This is a genomic window from Gilvimarinus sp. 1_MG-2023 (genome assembly GCF_030548285.1).
In genome coordinates, this window is the sequence record NZ_JAUOSC010000003.1 from 102,795 (window position 1) to 123,129 (window position 20,335).

Here is a 20,335-nt window from a genome sequence, read left to right on the forward strand (position 1 = left end):
AAGTGATGTCGTATTAGAACTTGTAGCTCGCGCCGATGAATACACGCTGGCCGTTCGACAAAGTCGTACCGCCCAAGCGAACGCCATCGGTAGCACGTACGTAATAGTTCTCGACCACTTCATCAGTCAGGTTTAGCGCTTCGAGTTTCAAAGTCAGGTTGTCAGTCACATAGTAAGACAATTGGGCGTCTAACTGAACCTGTTCGTCACGCATTTGGTTACCGATTTCGGTTTGCGCGATGAAGTACTCTGAACGATAGCTGTAGTTCAGACGAGCACTGAGAGTGTCATTTTCGAAGAAAGCGCCCAGGTTGTACGCGTTTTTAGACGCATTAGGGAACTGCACATAAGTGGTCTCTAGGGTAGAGCCCGTGATTGTGCCTTCGTCATCGACAATAGATACCGCGCTTTGAACTTCAGCACTGCTTACGTCAGTGTAGGTGTAGTTGGCCAATACGCCGAAACCAGAATCGAACGAGTGAGTAAACTGAACCTCAACACCTTCGATGGTTGAAGCACCGCCGTTCTCAGGACGTTGCAGCTGGTTGTACTGAACACCTTCGATCTCAGCACTCACAACTTGGTTAAAGATAAAGTTGGTAATGTCTTTTTTGAACGCTGTTGCGCTGGCGTTAGAGGCATCAGCAAAGTACCACTCGATACCCATTTCGTACTGATCAGCCAACAGTGGTTTCAGATCTGGGTTACCCGAGCTACCACGGCCAGTTTCAGGCGTCAGGTTGAACGATGGAGCCAACTGGAACGGCGCTGGACGGGTAAGAGCACGACCGGCGGCGAAACGCAACACCAGCTCTTCGCTCAGATCGTATGCAACGTTCAAGCTAGGCAACCAAGCTGAGTAATCAGACTCATAAGCGTCTTGTGCGCTGCCATCGGCATTGTAACCGTTAGCTTGCTGCTCGGTTTCAACGTAACGCATACCAACGTTACCGCGAACACCATTGGCTTCAAAAGTAGCCATTGCGTAAAGCGCTGTAATGTCTTCTTCTACATCAAAAGAAGCCAGGTTCTGAATCAAGCTGTCATTACGACACAGTGAAGTATCGTCAACACCACACACATCAACCGCATACAAAGCGTTGTACATCAGCTCGCGGTCAGGCATAAAGTAAGTTTGGCTGCCGCGATTGGTCGTTGCAGAGTGATCAACAGTGATCAGATCGCCATTCCAGAAATCGCTGGCCGCACCCAGGCTGCCTTCACCGGTAGGCGCCAGGTTAGACAAATTAGTTTGGAAACGCTGCTGCGAGAAAGAGCGATCGCGTACTTTAGCACCGAAGCTCAAGGTATTCACCGCACCTAAATCAACTTCCAGATCATAATCAACCTGGGCGTAGTTTTCCTGATCTTCGGCCATGTTGACCTGATCGAAGATACCACCGAGCCACATTTCGTCGCCTGGATTAGTCATCCACTGGTTGTAAGTGGTGAAGTCAATGTAAGGAGCGGTGCCGCCTGGGTTATAGAAGTCCAAACCGGTGCGCTCATCTGTAGGATCAGCCCAGAACTCAGTGAAGAAGTCACGGTTGGTGCCTTCACCTGTAGTTTGACCCAACTGCCAGTGAATGGTGTGAGGACCGTTAAAGAAATTACCTTCAAAATCGATAACCTCGGTGCTCATTTCCGAACCATCACGATAGATGTTGTCATAAGCCATAAAGCGAGACCAAGAGGCCGCTTCGTGGTTTTCACCACCGCGAACGTACAACTCTTCGATCACATTCTGGTCGTTGGTCATACCCATGTCAGTGTCGGTGCCCAAGTAGGCAACACCACGGAAACCAATACCGATCAAGTTAGAGTTTACGTTGTCAGCTTTCATTTCAGATGACAGGTAATGAACAGTCATGTCCAGGTTATCACTAGGCGCAAACTGAGCAGTCAGGTCGATACCGGTGCGCTCACGCTCTTGCTCGAACAATACCGAACCGTTACCCCAAGGAATTGCACCCTTGTCGTCATTGCCACCACCGGCCAATGCAGGACCTTCCATCAGAGGATCGATACGGTCAATCGATGGACCAAACCAACCAAAGTCTTCCATACCTTCACGGTGTACAGAGCGCTCTTGCTGAGACAAAGACACTAAGAAACCAAAGGTTTCATTGTCGTTTTTCCAGCTGTACATACCAGACAAGGTAGGATCAAAGTTTTCACCGTTTGAACTGTACTGACCTTCAGCACTGACATGAACAGTGTTGGCATCCATATCCAAAGGCTTACGGGTACGCAGAATAACCGTACCACCCAGACCACCTTCATCGATGTCCGCTTGCGCCGACTTGTACACCTCAACGCCGCCAATCATTTCTGAGGCGAGGATTTCATAGTTAAAGTTACGCGTAGCGTTAGACAGTACGAACCAGTTACTGGTACCTACGGCCTGACCGTTTAGCAGGGTGATGTTCTGGTCAGGAGAAACACCACGAATGGTTACGCCCTGGCCTTCACCGAAGTCACGATCAATGGTAATACCGGGAATACGAGCCAGAGACTCTGCCACGTTCTTATCGGGGAACTTACCGATATCTTCGGCAGTAATTGCGTCAACAAAAGAACTTGCATCGCGCTTCATATCCAAAGAAGTTTCCAGTGAGCCACGAATACCGGTGACCACAACTTCTTCGAACATCTCTTCTTCTTGAGCTTGTACAAACGCGGACGCTAACAGGCAGGACGAAATACTGGTAACCAGTAACTTCTTGCGAAAATTGCCTTTGGTAGTTTCCATAACTGTCTCCTCACTATCATTTTAATGTTTTTTGTGAAACTGATGACGGCCTGCGCAGTGTCCACTATCCACTTTGCCAGACAACGGTTGTCGTCAATTCTCTAATGATGGAACAAAGGCCGCGCTATTTTGCGTCATACCATTTATTCCCCAACAAGCCGTGCACCTGTGTTAACAAGACTTGCAGCCTACGGAGTATAGTTTTACACCCGCCGCGACAACGTTGTCAAGATAGTTTTTTAGGTCAAGTTAAAGAAGAAATTCATAGCAACCTTCATAAAAAACCAACATCCTCTTTACAATCAATAGATTACAGGAATATTTCACCTAGAAAGCCAACCCTTGAAATCGCCTAAAAAAAGTTTTAACCCAACCAATGACAACGTTGTTCACGACACTATTTTTATCGATTTTATGCGCCAAAAAATAACATAAATGGCGCATAACCCCTTCTTATTTCGGCAGCTCAAATTGTTACCGATCAACCCCAAGGGCCCGCAGCACAAGGGCCTCAACGTTAACGTTCACTTCCAGCTCGAACACTTATCCGGCCTGCTTAGCAATACTGCCACGCATGACGCACCCTCGTTGTGCGCACACCCAGCAAGAAGGCACAAAAAAGCCCGAGCGATCACTACCGACTCGGGCTCTTTAGGTGCACAAAGGATATTAGCCTAACGGGCAGGTAACATCTCGGTGCGACTGATCACATCACCTAATCGCGCACGTAATAATACCTTTCCATCACCTATTGCCACGGCATCCTGATAAGTCAGCCACTGCTCACCATCCTGACTGTATTCGAGCGTCACCCCAGGATAGAGACTATTCATTGTGAGCCTGCCAGAATCGAGCTTTGCGCCCGGTGGTGGTAAATAAAAGGCGGCACCCTGCGCCTGCAAACGCGGCAGTTCACGCTGCACCAGCGCACTGACAAACCGCTGATAATCCGCCAGCCGTCCCGCCGCAGAGTTGGAGTCCTCCCAGCTGGCCTTATGCCAGGCGCGCTCGGCTAGGGCAAACATGCGCGGATAGATCATCTGCTCTAACTGCTGGGCGGTGCGAATCGTTTCACTCCATACCTGCCCTTGAATGCCTAAAACATTTTCAGGCTTTTCCAGTGCCGGCAACGGGCGCCCAACCAGTGCTTCTAAGTTATCTATTGCCACACCATTGCGGGTAAAATCGGCGTTGGCATAGACATCATCCGGCATATAAGAAAACACCTTCGCCAAGTCGGTATAGCGCGCCGCCCAATAGTAACCGCGCTCTTGTGGGTGAACCTCGTGCGGATGGTCAAAGTACAAATGCGTGCCGTGCGACAACACCACTTGGTAACCCGCATTGGCTAAACGGTGAGCCCGGTCGGCAACCCCCCACTCCCAAATATTGTCCCAGACGTTAGCAATCACCTTATCATTGACGAACTGGTCTCGGTTAAAGGTGTTTTTCTGGTCATACATCAAACCGTCTTCCCAACCCATTAAGTCTAACCCGCGCTGCTCGGCAATGGCCGACACACGACTGACAAAATAAGGCTTAAGATCGGCAGGGCCCGACACCCCCAGCGTTTTGGCAAAGAGCTCATCGCACAATGGCGATTCGGTCCAGGAGCCAGCACCAACCTCATCCCCCCCCATATGGAAAGTATCCAGCTTGACGCCTGCCTGACGGTACATCTGCTGCAGCTCGTAAATCACCTTATCGACAAAGTGATAGGTCGATTCGCGGCAAACGTTGATCGAGTTATCGGTATAGCTCTGGACGGTAATATACTCAGAGGTATCTTGCGGGTCGGACAATAAATATTGTTCTGCCGCCTCGGGTTGTCCGGCCTGCATCAAGCGCTGGTAGCGCGCGTCCATGGATTTTACCGCCGCCCGAGCGTGACCCGGCATATCAATTTCCGGAATAACAGTAATATGACGCTCGGCAGCGAACTGCAAAATTTCGACAAAATCATCGACCGTGTAATAACCGTTGCCACTGCCCGATGCAAAGGGCCCGGTGCCCAGCTGAGTCATTAAGCATTCGCTCTCAGCAAGATCAAAACAGCGTTTGGCGCCGATATCAGTCAACTCTGGCAAGCCGGGGATTTGCAAGCGCCAGCCTTCATCTTCGGTCAAGTGCAAGTGCAGCTTATTAAGCTTGTAGCGCGCCATTTGCTCAATCAGGCGCAGCGTCACCTCTTTGCCGTGGAAGTTACGCCCCATATCGTAGTGCATGCCGCGCCAGTGAGCGCGCGGGCTATCGGTAATACTGGCCCGTGGCAACTGAGCGCTATTATCGGCGTTAACGGTTAACCCCAGCAGGCTCTGTACACCGTAGAAAGCACCGGCCACGTCACGGCCAACCACCGCAATACGGTCTTTGTCGACCTCTAACACATAGCTCTCGGCGGTTGCGGGCACCTCGGCGTCGACGGCGTCAGTATTTCCAGCCAGAACGTAAATGACAGGCCCATCGACCGAGATATGATCGGGTTCGGCGCTGAGCTCCAAGGCGAAGTCGGCCGCCAAGCGCTCTTGTAAATAAGTAGCTTCAAAGCGCGCACCACCGGAGTAGCGAATTTGCCACTGTTCGTCCAGAACGACTTCGGCGCGACGAAATTTGGCCTGCGCCGGTGCGGGAATAAGACGCGTCTGTGCACTAACCTCAGCCAGGTTGGCCGCCCACTGATAGCGCTGCTCTGGACTGACAATTGAATACTGATCGTCGTCGTTGCGGCGCAGTTGCTCGGTTTCGGTGATAGGCGCCACATAATCGGTTAAACGCTCGGTGTCAGTATTGGCAAAAACTTCCGGCTCCAGGTCAGCCAAGACCACAAATGCGCGGGGCATAAAATCGGAGTAAGTCACCATATGGGCACTGGGCGTAAACTCTACTTGCAGTTGCTTGCCCTCGGCCAAGCCGGCAAATGCCTCGGAGGGAACCAGACGGTGCAAGTCACCTTGTACATGCTCAATACGTAGATCAGCATCTGGGCGCGCCTCAACTAAACGCACCGCGTGAAAGTAAAGGGCCCAGCCTTGCGCCGGCAAGGCATGCTCCGACTGATTATCCAGCGACAGACGCATAACACGCCCGGGTTCGGCCAGGTTGTCCACCACTTCAAATGTTAACTCAGTATGGTCGGCAAAGTCGGCCAATTGTTGCTGTGACCACTCGGTCGCCAACGTCAGTGCCGGCCAACAGGCGGCTATAGTAAGTAGCAATCTACGCATTGTTGTTTTCCTCAATACTGTTTTTATGCGGCCAGCGGCACATTGTAAACCGCCTGACAACGTTGTCCAGCATACATTAAATACAAACCAACGCCCATCACTTTACACAGATTGGCTTAGGTTAAGCAAAATGTGGCCGATAAGGTTTTATAGCTAAAGAGCGCTCACAATATTACGGAAAATTGCTCGAACGTCCGCCTTTTGCACCGTTTGTGCTCACAGCACAACCGAACTGCACCAAAAGAAAACACGGAGTTATGCCGCAATCGAACAAAAACCATTGCGATCAATCAAAAGGGGAATAATGCGCCATTTTTGATTGACACCCCGAGGGGTATGGTAATAATTTTCAGAGTTATGAACCGACGTGTTATGAATATTGGTGAGGTACCAAATGTCTCTTAGAGTAAAAATGTGGGTATTATCGGGACTGATTTTTATCGGCCTACTGATTATTACCAGTGTCGGTCTGTTTACCTTGCGCCAGGCGACCAGTGATGATAATGAAGCACGCGTAAAACAGCTATTGGCAAGCACCTATGCCACCGTTGTCGAAATGGAACAATTGGCCCAAGAGGGGGTGCTCAGTGATGAGCAGGCGCAGCAAATTGCCACGCGATTGCTGCGCGACAACATTTACCACAAGTCAGAGTATGTCTACGTTGCCGATAATGACCTCAACTTTATCGCCACACCGCTCGACCCCCAGCTGCACGGCACCAGCTTTCACGAATTTAAAGACGGCGATAATAAAAGTGTTGGGGAAATTTTATTGCGAGCAGTGAATGCTGCCGGCAATGAACTCGCCTCTTATCACTGGACACAGCGCCAGGAAGACGGCTCAATCGAAGACAAGCTATCGATCGCGCAGCGCTCACCGCGCTGGGGTTGGTTTATCGGCACGGGCATTGGTTTTAACGAGGTCAACGCTCGATTTTGGGACAGCGCAAGCAGTCAACTGCTTATCTGTATCTTCCTCAGTGTATTGATTTTGATTCCGGTGCAAATCAATGCCACCAGAATCCAAAGAGGCTTGGGTGGTGAATTGCGCGATGTGCAAGATCTGGTAAGGCGCGTTGCCGATGGCGACCTAACCGAGCAGGCTACCTTGCTTAAGGCTTCGGATGACAGTATTTACGGCTCGGTAATGCGTATGCGCCACAGTCTGCGAGACATTATGTCCGCCCTCACCTCGGCGGCTCAGTCTTTGGACCAGGTGGGAGACGATATTGTCGATCGCGCGCAAACCAGCACCGCTATGGCCGAAGAGCAAAGTGGTACCGCCGTGAAAATTGCCGCCTCGGCGGAAGAGTTTAACCAACAAACGCGCCACGCCATGATTCAGGCAGAAGACGCCAAACAACAAACCCACGCCGCCTCCACCACCTCGGAAAACGGCCAGCGTTTAATTTCCAGCGCGGTCGATAAATTTACCGAAATTGACCACAGTGTGAGCACCACTCAGGCCAGTATCGACACCTTGGCCAGCCGGGTAGACAACATCTCCGCGGTGGTCTCGGTGATTAGTGCCGTTGCCGAGCAGACCAATCTGCTGGCTCTAAACGCCGCCATTGAAGCGGCTCGGGCCGGTGAGCAAGGTCGCGGGTTTGCGGTTGTTGCCGACGAGGTGCGCCAGTTGGCATCGCGCACAACTCAGGCGACCCAGGAAATCAGCGAAAGCATCAGTGCTGTACAAAAAAGCAGCCAGGAAAGTAAAGGCCACATGGATGCGATGGTGAGTGAGCTGCGCGAGGGCATTGAGCAAACTCGCGAAGGGGGAGCCATTGTGGAATCCATTCGCAACGAGACCCAATCGGTGGAGGATATTGTCTCGCGCATTGGCCAAGCTATGAGCGAACACGTTGAGGCCAGCGGTTTGATTTTGGATTATGTCAGCCATATGGAGGCCTCGTCGCAGAACACTAAAGAGGCGGCACAAGGCACCTTGGCAACCTCTCGTCAAATCCGCGACGCCGCCCATCAGCTAAGCGACCAGCTCGAACAGTTTAGGCTGTAAAGCCAAAAAACTCTGCCAGCGCCGCGCCGGGATCGTCGCGGCGCATAAATGCTTCGCCCACCAAAAAGGCGTTCACATTGCGCTCGCGCATGGCCTGCACATCGGCTGGGGCTAGTATGCCGCTCTCGGTAACCACCAAGCGCTCATCACCGATGGCATCGAGTAGTTTATAGGTCGTCTCTAGTGTGACATCGAAGGTGTGCAGGTCGCGGTTGTTAATGCCAATCAAACGATTAGGTAGCGCCATTGCCTGATCCAGCTCGCGCTCGTTGTGCACTTCGACTAAAACATCCAGTCCCACATCTAACGCCAATTGGTTAAGTGCGCGCAAACGCTCTGGGCTAAGCGCGGCCACAATCAGCAGCACGCAATCGGCCCCCATGGCGCGAGCCTCTAGCACTTGATATTCATCCACCAAAAAATCTTTGCGAATAACCGGCAGACTCACCGCCTCGCGCGCCTGTATCAGGTATTCATCAGCGCCTTGAAAGAAGTCCACATCCGTTAAAATAGACAGGCACGCCGCGCCGCCGCGCTGGTAACTCGCCGCCAATTCAGCGGGCACAAAGTGTTCGCGAATAACGCCTTTGCTGGGCGAGGCTTTTTTGATTTCGGCAATAACGCCCGACTCACCGGCGGCGATACGTGACTCCAGCGCCCGCACAAAGCCTCGCACAACCCCTTGTTCAGCCACGGCTTTTTCTAAGCCGCTGATAGATTGTTGAGTCTTGCGCTCGGCAATTTCTTCCCATTTGCGGGCGATAATTTTACGCAATATCGTCGGCGTATCATTCATTTCAAAACTACCTTGATTAAATTATTTAAAAGCACTGGGTGAACGACACCAGTTCGCGCAGTTTCTCGCCGGCCAGACCCGAGCCAATCGCGTCTTGCGCCATAGCAACCCCTTCGGCCAGTGAGTCGGCAACACCGCACACATAAATAGCGGCGCCGGCGTTTAACGCAATAACATCGCCCGCCTTCTGCCCCAGCTCATCGGGCTTACGCCCCAGTGCCGCGTGAATAATGGCCAGGGACTGCTCGGCATCCTCTACCGCCAAGCCAATCAAACTCTGACTCTCAAGGCCAAAATCTTCCGGCGCAATGGTGTATTCGCAAACCTCACCATTTTTCAACTCGGCCACATGGGTAACGCTGGCCAGCGAAATCTCATCCAGGCCATCCGCCGCGTGCACCACCATGACATGCTCACTGCCGAGCCGGCCCAGCACTTCGGCCATGGGCTTGCACAATTTTTCACTGAAAACGCCGATCACCTGCCGCTTAACCCCAGCGGGGTTGGTCATGGGGCCCAACATATTAAAGATGGTGCGCAGGCCCAGCTCTTTGCGCGGGCCAATGGCGTGTTTCATGGCGCTGTGGTGCGCTGGAGCAAACATAAAGCCCACCCCCAATGCCTCCACACAGCGAGCCACTTGCTCGGCATTAATGGTTAAGTTCACGCCAGCCGCCTCCAATACATCCGCGCTGCCGGTTGAACTCGACACCGAGCGATTGCCGTGTTTTGCAACACTGCCGCCAGCGGCAGCAACCACAAAGGCGCTGGCGGTAGAGACATTAAATAAATTAGCACCATCGCCGCCGGTGCCACAGGTGTCCACTAGGTGCTCGGCGTCAATACTGACTTGACTTGCCAGCTCGCGCATAACAGTGGCCGCGCCGGTCATTTCATCCAGCGACTCACCTTTCATACGCAACGCAACAAGTAAGGCGCCAATCTGCGCATCGCTCGCCTCGCCGGTCATCACCTGACGCATGACCGCGATCATTTCATCGGTGCTCAAGTCAATGCTATCGACTACCTTAGCCAGTGCCTGTTTAATGTCCACAGCTCTCTCCGTAGTAAGTTCTGCCCACTGCCAATGTCGCGCGGGTCAGCACGAATAGGTTAAAAAGTTTGCCAAAAGTTGATGCCCTTGTTCACTCAGAACCGATTCCGGGTGAAATTGCACCCCTTCCAGCGGCCAGTGCTTATGCTTTAAACCCATAATTTCCGGCTGACCACTGCGGGCCGCAGGCTGGGTTCGGGCGGTGATTTCCAGCGACTTGGGCAGATGCTCTATATCAGTAACCAGCGAATGGTAGCGGGTCACTCTAAGCGGATTTTTTAAACCGGCAAACACGCCCTGGTGATTGTGATCAACCAAAGAGGTTTTGCCGTGCATTATCTGCCCGGCGTGTACCGTGCGCCCGCCCAGCGCCTCGGCAATGCATTGGTGGCCTAAGCACACCCCCAGCATGGGGATATTACCAGAAAATCGGCGAATAACCTCGACCGACACGCCCGCGTCTTGCGGTCGGCCAGGGCCGGGCGAAATCACAATATGAGAAGGTTGCAGCGCCGCAATCTGGTCTAGCGTTAATTGGTCATTACGCGCCACCTGCACCTGCGCCCCCAATTCATCAAAATAATGAACCAAGTTATAGGTAAAAGAATCGTAGTTGTCGATCATCAATAGCATGCAGGCCCCAGCGGCACCGTGACGGGGGTGGCAAGGTTAGCACAAAGCAGTGCTCACTGGCAGCTTACAGCCTTCCGCCAACACAGTTTTTAACTTCAACCGGCATAGGCATTACGGTATCATGGGCGGCTATTATCGAGCCGGATTTTCACGCCCTTGGCACCCGGCCGCCCATTATCCACGCAAGCAAGTTCGCCTATGAAAGTCATCGTTACAGGCGGAGCTGGTTTTATCGGCTCTGCGGTGGTCCGTTATCTAATTCAAGAGACTGACCATCAGGTTCTCAACCTAGACAAACTCACCTACGCCGGCAATTTGGCATCGCTGCAAGAGGTTAGCCAGTCCGAGCGCTATCGCTTCGCACAAATCGACATTTGCGATGCCGCCGCCGTTGCCGAGTTGCTGCAAGACTACCAGCCCGATGCCATTATGCATCTGGCAGCCGAGAGCCACGTAGACCGCTCCATCACCGACGCCGCCAGCTTTATGCAAACCAACATTATCGGCACCTATACCTTGCTTGAACAAGTGCGTCACTATCTTGCTTCGCACCCGCGCGAGTCGCACTTTATCTTCCATCACGTCTCCACCGATGAAGTCTATGGCGACCTGGAAGGCACCGATGCTTTGTTCACCGAGCAAACCCCCTATGCACCCAGCTCGCCTTACTCGGCCAGCAAGGCCAGCTCCGATCATTTAGTGCGCGCTTGGCATCGAACCTACGACCTACCGGTAGTTTTGACCAACTGCTCCAACAACTACGGCCCCTATCACTTTCCGGAAAAATTTATTCCGCATATGATTCTCAATGCGCTGGACGGCAAGCCCTTGCCCGTTTACGGCGACGGTACGCAAATTCGCGATTGGCTCTATGTGGAAGATCACGCCCGGGCGCTGGTACACGTCATGTTAGAGGGCAAGGCTGGCGAAACTTATAATATTGGCGGGCTGAATGAGAAGCGCAATATCGATGTAGTCCAAACTCTGTGCGATTTATTAGAAGAGCTGGCCGCCGATAAAAAGCCCGAGGGCGTGACACAGTATCGCGATTTAATTACCTTTGTCGCCGATCGTCCCGGCCACGACCTACGCTATGCCATTGACGCCAGCAAAATCGAGCAAGAATTGGGCTGGAAGCCGCAAGAAACGTTTGCCAGTGGAATGCGCAAAACCGTGCAGTGGTACTTAAACAACCCCGGCTGGTGGCAGGACGTACTCAACGGCAACTACCAACTAGAACGGATAGGACTGACGCAATGAAAGGCATCATACTCGCCGGCGGTAGCGGCACACGACTCTACCCAATCACCCAGGGTGTATCCAAACAGCTGATACCGGTGTACGACAAGCCGATGATTTACTACCCGCTCTCTATTTTGATGTTTGCGGGCATTCGGGAAATTTTAATTATCACCACACCGGAAGACCAAGCCAGCTTTCAACGCCTATTGGGTGACGGTTCGCACCTGGGGCTGTCTTTCCAATATATCGCTCAGCCCTCACCCGATGGTCTGGCACAAGCCTTTATTTTGGGTGAAGACTTTATCGGCGACGATGCTGTGTGTCTGGTGTTGGGCGACAACATTTACTATGGCCACCAGCTCACCCATACGCTGCAAAATGCTGTGGCCAACGCCTCGGACGATCAAGCCACCGTATTTGGCTACCATGTACACGACCCGGAACGCTACGGCGTGGTGGAGTTCGATGCGGCAGGCAATGCCGTGAGCATTGAAGAGAAACCCGAGCAACCCAAATCTAACTACGCGGTCACCGGCTTATATTTTTACCCCAACGATGTGATTAAAAAAGCCCAAGCGGTTACCCCATCACATCGCGGCGAGCTAGAAATCACCAGCGTTAACCAAATGTACCTGGATGACAGCCGGCTCAAGGTAGAGCTTATGGGGCGCGGTTACGCTTGGCTGGACACCGGCACCCACGAAAGCCTGCTGGAAGCCGCACAGTTTATCGAAACCATCGAAAAACGGCAGGGATTAAAAGTTGCCTGCATTGAAGAGATTGCTTACGAACTGGGCTATATCAGCAAAGAGCAACTTATTGAACTGGCAACTCCGCTGGCAAAAAACCAATACGGCCGATACCTGCTGCAGCGCGCGCAAGAGGAGTGGATTAAGTGAAGATTACGCCGCAAGCCATTGCCGATGTACTGCTAATCGAACCCAAGGTGTTTGGGGATGAACGCGGCTATTTTTTCGAGTCTTTCCGTCAGGACATATTCGAGCAGGCCACCGGCCACCCGGTTAACTTTATACAGGATAACGAATCGCGCTCCAGTCGCGGTGTGCTGCGCGGCCTACACTTCCAGCGCGCCCCCTACGCACAAAGTAAATTGGTGCGGGTAATCGACGGCGAAGTACTGGATGTAGCGGTCGATATACGCATGGGCAGCCCTACTTTCGGCCAAAGTATCAGCGCGGTATTAAGCGGTGACAATAAACACCAACTGTTTGTGCCGCGTGGCTTCGCCCACGGTTTTGTCGTGCTCAGCGAGACGGCTATTTTTGCCTATAAAGTCGACAATCCATACGCGCCCGAACACGACTGCGGTATTCATTTTGCCGACGAGCAATTAGCCATCGACTGGCAATTGACCCAGAGCGAGATTCAAACATCCGCCAAAGACAGCACGCTCCCTAGTCTCACACAATTGCAAACCGGCACGCCGGACGCCCTCTTCCAATACGGGAGTTCACTCTATGAGCAGTGAGATACGCATTCTGGTACTCGGCTGCAACGGACAAGTTGGCAGCGAAATTAAATACTTGCAGCGCCAACAGCCAGACCACAATGAGTGGATATTCTGGCAGCGCTCCGATTTGGATTTAACCGATACCGACGCCATCGAAACGGCGCTTACGCAATGCCGGCCAACGGTGGTTATTAACTGCGCCGCCTACACGGCGGTTGATAAAGCCGAGCAAGAGCCCGAACTTGCCGATCAAATCAACCATCTAGCCGTTAAGGCGCTGGCCCAAACCTGCCAGGCCTTAGGGGCTTGCTTAATCCACACCTCCACCGATTACGTTTTCTCAGGCACACACTGCCAGCCCTATCGCCCGCAGGATGCCACTGCCCCCGCTGGACACTATGGCTTGAGCAAATTGCGTGGCGAACAAGCGCTACGAGCATCTGGGGTGAACGGGGTCATTGTGCGCACCAGTTGGGTTTACAGCACATTTGGCAATAACTTTGTAAAAACCATGCTGAGGTTAGGCGCCGAAAAGTCGGCCTTAAATATCGTTGTTGACCAAGTGGGCAGCCCCACCTGGGCGCGCGATTTGGCAAGCGCTTTAATGCAAATCGCTCAACACCCAAACCTGATCCGAAAAACAGGCGAGATTTATCACTACAGCAACCGCGGTGTGTGCAGTTGGTACGATTTTGCCGCGCATATTTTTCTCAGGCAAAAAATTCACTGCCAGCTCACTCCGATTAGCAGTGAAGAATACCCAACCCCTGCAGCTAGGCCGCACTATAGTGTGCTCGAGTGCCGCAAAATCGAGCAAGATTTTGGTGTACGCATTCCACACTGGCACCAATCGTTACTCAACGCTTTACCCGATTTTTAACATGAAAGTCAGCGTCTGTCTTGCCAGCTTTAACGGAGCTCGTTTTATCGACGAGCAAATTGCCAGCATATTGGCTCAGCTTGGAATAAACGACGAGCTGATCATCGCCGATGACCATTCGCAAGACGCTACGCGAGATATTATTCAAAAATTTCAGGACCCGCGTATTACTGTCCTACTTTCCAGCAAACAGCGCGGGCACGTAGCCAGTTTTGCCAAGGCTATAGCCCACGCCACCGGCGACATTATCGTGTTAAGTGATCAGGATGACATATGGCTGGAAGGCCGACAAGACATTATCCGCAATGCGCTGGCAGACAAGCAATGCGCCCTTGTCGCCGGCAACTTTAGTTGCATTAACCGCAGTGGCACGCCCTTAGAAAGCCCTGCCAGCCAGTTGCACCCTAAAGATTCAGCCCGCCCCCTAAGTAATATTATTGGTATTTTCTTAGGTAAGCGCCCCTACTACGGCTGCGCCATGGCGTTTCGGTGCGAGTTAAAGTCTGTGATTTTGCCAATACCCGCTCTGGTGGAGTCACATGATTTATGGATTGCGATGGCCGCCAACTTAACCGCCCACGTAAAGCACATAGAGCAGCCTTTACTCGCCAAACGTTTTCACTCGGATAACCTTTCCAGCCAGGCTCGCCGCCGTTGGCCGGTACTGATTCAAAGCCGGGTTAAATTTTTAGCCGCGTTGCTAATTCTTTCCTACCGCGCCATACGGCAAAAAGTAAATAGCGCGCGGTAAAATAAACCGAGGTTAAACGGGAATACCTCAACTGCCTGAAATAGATATTCCAGAAATAAGCCACCACCTTCAATTTATTGGCAGAGACTGAACCGGCATGTTGACGATACCAACCCAACACCTCCGGCATCACACCCAAGACTGCTCCAGCCCGAGCCAACTCTAACCACAACAGATAATCTTCGTGCCCAAGGGGTTTGAAACGGCGCTCACCTAAAAAACTTTTTTTCAGCAACACTGTCGAGAGAATTAGAGGGTTGTGTTTTAGAAGCGATTGATAGGTCACCTTAGCCGTTGGTGCTCTGCGGCCGACAACTTCATTGCGAATATTCACCACATCTACCGCGGTCGCGCAGACCTCCAATGAATGCGATTGAACGAACTGTAACTGACGCTCAAGCTTGGCCGGCGTCCACTTATCATCGGCATCCAGAAATGCAATATACTCACCGCGAGCCCGGCCTATACCATGATTGCGAGGCGTTGCCGGCGACCCGCTATTGGATTGCAAGGTAATACAATGAATACGCGCATCAAGGCGACTGCAAGACTGCACCACACTCGCGGTAGCGTCGACCGACCCATCGTCAATAACAATAAGCTCCCAGTCGCAAAAGCTCTGTTGCAATACTGACTCAATCGCCTGTTCGATGGTGAGCTCGGCATTATAGGCCGGCATAACAATACTGACACACGGATTATTCTCGCTTACAGTATCCGCCGGCATCACAATCAACCTTGCATAATTCGGCACAGAGCCGGGCGAGCAGCATCGGGAGAAAAGTACGACTCCAGGTTGCGCACGCCTCCCGCGGATATCTTACGCCACAGTTCAGCGTTCCGGTAAACATCAGCGATATTTTGGGCGAAGGCTTGCGGCTCCTCGGCGACCAGTACATCTTCGCCGTGAACGGCGTGCATCCCCTCCACCGCACACCCGGTAGCCACCACAGGAATACCGTAATTCATGGCCTCATTCACCTTGCCTTTAACGCCGGCACCGTAACGCAGGGGCGCAATAGACACACGCGCCGATTGCAGTTCGGGTTCTATGTCTTCCACAAAACCCAACACCCTGACATCATCCGTCGCCAGGGCTTTAATGTCATCGGGCATATGGCTGCCAATAATCGTCGTGACAACACCGGGAAGTATTTTACGCAATTCGGGCAACACCTCACTTGCGTACCAATGCACGGCATCGATATTTGGCGGATGACGGAATCCACCCACAAACAGTATACCTTCACGCTGTTCATAATCTGGTCGCTCGGGGGTATGAGCATGAATGTTCGAGACAACCTCTACCCTCGCATCGGGTTTTATGTCAGCCAACAATGCCTTCTCGTATTCCGACACCACAATAGTAACGTCGGCATTATCAATCAAACCAAGTTCTTTGCGTTTAGTAATAGCAGCCTGAGCTTTTAGAGTTGAGTCATTAGCGATTTCGGCTTCGCGCTCTTCGCGTATATAGTGCAAATCAACCGTATCAAACACCAGTTTGGCCTGTGGCGCCACTGTGCGTACCAATGCCGCATACTGCGATGCAATATAGTGGCGGCTGATAAATACCGCATCCAAAGAATCACCGCGTTTGCGCAGCACATTGCGCACCGAACCGGCCCACTGGTTAAACAACACCTCTACGCCCATAGCGTTGAGCTGCTTAACTACTTTTTCCCGATACTCCAGGTTGTCGGCCACAAAAGTTACGTGGTAGCCCTCTTGGCGCAGCACTTTGAGTAGATTGAGCATGCGAATGGAGCCCGAATCCTGATCGGGCGTAATCATGCAAGCCTCGATTACCAACACATTGCCTTTACACTGGCGATGCGCCTCGTTATCTGGGTCAATCGCATTATCGTTATGGCTAGCCAGTACCTCTTGCCAACGGGTAAAAAACTTTTTACCGTTGGTTACCTGATGGGCTTTTATACCGGTGTTTTCATCTGTGCCGTGGCTCACGCCTTCAATATGGAAAACCTCAGCGGCAGGCTGATACAAAACCCGCAAACCCCGCTGCCGGATTCGAAACGCCAGATCCGTGTCTTCGTAATAGGCCGGCACATAGTGATCATCAAAACCGCCTAAAGATTGAAACAGAGACTGCTTAATGGCCAATACCGCACCGGAACAGTAATCCACATCGCGCACAAAATTAAATTTCGGGTCGGTCGAGTCTAAGCCGCGCCCCCAATTCCAACCACTGCCATCGCGCCAAATAATACCGCCGGCCTCTTGCAATGTGCCGTCCTGATTCAGCAATTTAGCACCCACTAAACCAACATTTGTGTGCTCGTTAAAAGTTTCAAGCAAACGATCAAAAGCATGCTTGCATACGACCGTATCGTTATTTAACAGCACCAAATACTCACCTTGCGCCTGCTCGGCGCCAAAGTTCATATTAAGCACAAAGCCCTGGTTGTTCTCGGCGCGAACCATTCTTACCCCGCCAACCACAGACAGTGCCTCGGCTGCCGAGTCGGGAGAACAGTCATCCGCAATCACTACCTCATAGGGAACACTTGGCGGATGTTTAGCAATACTTTGCAAACACTGATAAGTCACCTCGTGTTGGCCATAAACAGGAATCACTATAGAGAGAACTGGCTCACTGGCCGTCAATAAAGTGAGTGGCTTTAACTCGACACTGTTTTTTTGAATTGACTGGAAATCACGCACTTGTTCAGACGCCTGCTCTTGCAACTGCTGTTGAGCTTGCGCTTGCTTCTGTTGATAACCCGCCTCAAACAGGGCTCGCCTTACTAATGCCTTGAACTGGCCCTGGCTCAGCATGGAAAATAGGCGAGCGTATGAGGCCGGCCGAAATATGTGCCGGGCAAGGGTACGCACAACCGCCACGGCTTTAACGGTCGCCCTTTTAAATACACGCATAGGCCGTGTGATCTTCCAGGAAAAGCTGTTTAACAGGTCATCTCTTTCACGCTCCAATGTGGCTGCGTACTGCTCAAGCTGCAGGGCATGAGAGCGCGAGTCATCGCGCTCTTGCTCAAGACTATTAATATGCTGCTGGGCATGGCGCGCCTGATCTTGTAGATCTCCAATATTCTCCTGTGCAGCACTCAAATTCTGCTCAAAAAGCAAAATCGTTTCCGTACTTGAGCGCTCTAACTCATTATATTCGGCAGACTGGATGGCCAGCTCATTTTTAAGATTATCAATTTGAATGGCGCTATCATGCTTAAGGCTTTCTAAATCTTCAGATACTTTGTGGAATTTTGATAAAGCATCCCGGTATTGCTCCATACCCGCCACTTCAGTTTCCGTATCTGGAACAACCTGCAAACGGCGTCGAATTTCTTTAAAAATACCGCTATGCTTGGCGTTATAGGCAAAGTCATAGAGCGATTTAAATGGTTTATCTTCTGTCTTTGCCGCGCTTGGCAGTTTTTGCAGATCGTTAAGCAGCGGCAATGTACCTTGCGACACGGCAGGCTTATTGGTTCCCAACGGCTGACAATACCAAGCTTTATATTCAGCTGTGTTATCAAGATACAAAGAAGCAGGCTCGCTCTGATAGTCAACCGCGCCCTGCAATGCATTTAACCAGCTTTTAGTATCCGACGCTCTGGCCAACAATGTGGCATGCGGATAATCGCGCAGCCGACTCGCTAAAGCCCCCAACTCAGTCGCGACAATAGGGCAACCCAAAGCCATAGCCTGACTCAGTGTGTAGCTGTAGGTTTCAGCAACCTGTGCCGGGAACCAAACCGCATCTGGTTTTTCCGACGCCAGCAAACGTGACAGCTCATGTGACTGGTAGTCACCTGTAACCTGAATATTCTCGGCAACCGCTCTGGTAGGATACCCCACCAAAGTAATTTGCAGCTGTGGCGACTGCTCCGCACTCAGAGCAGCCACCTCTTCGACTACCTGCAGCCCTTTTTCATCCGTGAGCGCGCCGATTACTACAACTTTAAAGATCTTAGACGCCCGCTCAACTTTTTCCGGATGTGGCTGATATTCCACGTCGGTATCGGGGTAAGCTTTTTCACACTCGGCCTTTATGCTCAAAGATGGCGCAATAATTCTACTGGCGTGATCAACCAAAGGCATTAAGCGCTCTCGCCAAGAGACATCATATTGCGGCCAGCTCGTATCATCACAGCGTGGACCAGACACGATACCGTGATACTTGGGAGTCATCAGATAATGATCATGCAATGAAATATCAAGCGGTTTATTTAATGCCAATATAAAGTCGACAATTTCACTCGGCCAACCTTGCACATGATGCAAGTGCACTCGCTCGACGTTAAAGGCATTGATAGTATCCAGCCATAATGATTGATTGACGGCATTAAAACCACCCACCATTTGAGTAGCACACTGCCCTAACGCACTGTAAAAGCCTACTTCTACCGAACCAGACCCCATGCCTCGCAGTACTAATACATTGGCATTGGTCAATTCAATTAAAGATTGGATGTATTGCTCGACACCTCCACCCCAACCGTGTGAGATAAAAAGTAATGTGGGTTTTTCAGAGCGAAGTATTTCATCACACACCTGCGCTACAAATGGGGTAATCTCTAAACTATTAGCTGAACTATTCATCATCTTCTTTGAGTTATTCACATTCTGCGCGATATTATCAGCAAATGAATGTGAGTTTTGTTTTAAAGTGTTTACCAATCGGGTCACTCGATCGCGACTGAATTCCAGCGGGTCTAATTCAATAAAGCGCTGTACTTGAGAAAAAAACTGTGGGTATCGAGCAGAAATAACTTGTTCGGCATTTTGAGTAAGTTTACTTTTATCTCCCAAAAAGCTCACACTGCCTTTGTGGTAAACATAACAATCGGCAGCAATCATATGCTTCCAGCCGGCAAGCTTGGTGCGCTCACAAAAATCATTTTCCTCGCCATAGCCTTTACCAAAGGCCAATTCATCAAAATAGCCAACGTCATCCAGACATTTTCTTTTGATGTACATACAAAAGCCAACCGCGGTGGGTATCTCTTGACTTAAGCCACGATTGGCTGTCTGAAAAAGCGCATCCATAGCCGCAACATCGAAACCGGGCAAACATTCATTTTCTTGGCAGAAGGCGGGATAGGAACAAATAGTCGCGTTATTCGAAAATGGGGTGACAGTCGCTATCGATTCTTCACGATACGCGGCCTTTTGCAGGCGTAACAGCCAATCTGCGGAGACTTCAGTATCGCAATTAAGCAACACAACATCTCGATCAGCCGTCTTGCGCATGGCCTCGTTGACCGTTTTCACAAAACCTAGGTTTTCGCGGTGCTCAATTAAATCGAAATGGCTGAGTAAAGCGTATTCTCGACAGAGTTCAGCTACCCCAGCCTCCGGCGAACAATCGTTCACAATAATAACTTGCGTTGCAGGCGGTAATGTAGCGGCTACAGAACGTAAGCACGCCTGAATTTCGCTCAAGCCACGATAGACAGGAACAATAACGGTTATGGGTGAGGAAAGCTTATGCTTTGCTGTCATTGCTTAAGAAACCTCAAAGTCACATTATCAT

The 20,335-nt window shown here is 51.3% G+C and carries 13 protein-coding genes; 6 read left to right on the forward strand and 7 right to left on the reverse strand.

Annotated elements, in window-relative coordinates; all coding sequences use genetic code 11:
* Positions 1–13: 13 nt before the first annotated feature.
* A complete protein-coding gene (locus Q4563_RS05950; RefSeq protein ID WP_303603945.1) occupies positions 14–2,752 on the reverse strand; it encodes a TonB-dependent receptor in 2,739 nt (912 codons plus the stop codon).
* A gap of 674 nt (positions 2,753–3,426) precedes the next feature.
* Positions 3,427–5,976 (reverse strand): family 20 glycosylhydrolase, encoded by a 2,550-nt coding sequence (locus tag Q4563_RS05955; RefSeq protein WP_303603946.1) that lies wholly within the window; start codon positions 5,974–5,976, stop codon positions 3,427–3,429.
* Between the two features lie 412 nt (positions 5,977–6,388).
* On the opposite strand from Q4563_RS05955, the gene Q4563_RS05960 reads away from it, so the two are divergent.
* Positions 6,389–7,993 (forward strand): methyl-accepting chemotaxis protein, encoded by a 1,605-nt coding sequence (locus Q4563_RS05960; RefSeq protein ID WP_303603947.1) that lies wholly within the window; start codon positions 6,389–6,391, stop codon positions 7,991–7,993.
* On the opposite strand, the gene trpC is transcribed toward Q4563_RS05960, so the two are convergent.
* The 3 genes from trpC to Q4563_RS05975 are packed head-to-tail and all read right to left on the reverse strand — an operon-like array spanning position 7,983 to position 10,476.
* On the reverse strand, positions 7,983–8,789 hold the full coding sequence (gene trpC / locus Q4563_RS05965) for an indole-3-glycerol phosphate synthase TrpC (RefSeq protein ID WP_215977881.1): 807 nt from the start codon (positions 8,787–8,789) through the stop codon (positions 7,983–7,985). The two genes, Q4563_RS05960 and trpC, sit on opposite strands and share 11 nt — an antisense overlap.
* 25 nt (positions 8,790–8,814) lie before the next feature.
* Positions 8,815–9,843, reverse strand: a complete 1,029-nt coding sequence (gene trpD, locus Q4563_RS05970) for an anthranilate phosphoribosyltransferase (RefSeq protein WP_215977882.1) — start codon at positions 9,841–9,843, stop codon at positions 8,815–8,817.
* Between the two features lie 45 nt (positions 9,844–9,888).
* Positions 9,889–10,476, reverse strand: a complete 588-nt coding sequence (locus tag Q4563_RS05975) for an anthranilate synthase component II (protein WP_215977883.1) — start codon at positions 10,474–10,476, stop codon at positions 9,889–9,891.
* 198 nt (positions 10,477–10,674) lie between these two features.
* Here Q4563_RS05975 and rfbB point away from each other — a divergent pair, with 198 nt between their 5' ends.
* Genes rfbB through Q4563_RS06000 form a run of 5 tightly spaced genes read left to right on the forward strand, consistent with a single transcriptional unit; the run spans position 10,675 to position 14,820 of the window.
* Complete coding sequence (gene rfbB / locus Q4563_RS05980) at positions 10,675–11,736, forward strand: dTDP-glucose 4,6-dehydratase (protein WP_303603948.1); 1,062 nt, start codon at positions 10,675–10,677, stop codon at positions 11,734–11,736.
* A complete protein-coding gene (rfbA, locus tag Q4563_RS05985) occupies positions 11,733–12,617 on the forward strand; it encodes a glucose-1-phosphate thymidylyltransferase RfbA (protein WP_303603949.1) in 885 nt (294 codons plus the stop codon). The genes rfbB and rfbA overlap by 4 nt, the downstream gene beginning before the upstream one ends.
* On the forward strand, positions 12,614–13,207 hold the full coding sequence (gene rfbC / locus Q4563_RS05990; RefSeq protein WP_303603950.1) for a dTDP-4-dehydrorhamnose 3,5-epimerase: 594 nt from the start codon (positions 12,614–12,616) through the stop codon (positions 13,205–13,207). Before rfbA ends, rfbC begins: the two co-directional genes overlap by 4 nt.
* Positions 13,197–14,069: a dTDP-4-dehydrorhamnose reductase gene (rfbD, locus tag Q4563_RS05995; RefSeq protein WP_303603951.1), complete on the forward strand. Its 873-nt coding sequence runs from the start codon at positions 13,197–13,199 to the stop codon at positions 14,067–14,069. The genes rfbC and rfbD overlap by 11 nt, the downstream gene beginning before the upstream one ends.
* Position 14,070: 1 nt before the next feature.
* On the forward strand, positions 14,071–14,820 hold the full coding sequence (locus Q4563_RS06000; protein WP_303603952.1) for a glycosyltransferase: 750 nt from the start codon (positions 14,071–14,073) through the stop codon (positions 14,818–14,820).
* On the opposite strand, the gene Q4563_RS06005 is transcribed toward Q4563_RS06000, so the two are convergent.
* Both Q4563_RS06005 and Q4563_RS06010 read right to left on the reverse strand, forming a co-directional pair.
* Positions 14,750–15,547 (reverse strand): glycosyltransferase family 2 protein, encoded by a 798-nt coding sequence (locus Q4563_RS06005; protein ID WP_303603953.1) that lies wholly within the window; start codon positions 15,545–15,547, stop codon positions 14,750–14,752. The genes Q4563_RS06000 and Q4563_RS06005 overlap by 71 nt on opposite strands.
* A 5-nt stretch (positions 15,548–15,552) precedes the next feature.
* Positions 15,553–20,304 (reverse strand): glycosyltransferase, encoded by a 4,752-nt coding sequence (locus Q4563_RS06010; RefSeq protein WP_303603954.1) that lies wholly within the window; start codon positions 20,302–20,304, stop codon positions 15,553–15,555.
* Positions 20,305–20,335: the final 31 nt, after the last annotated feature.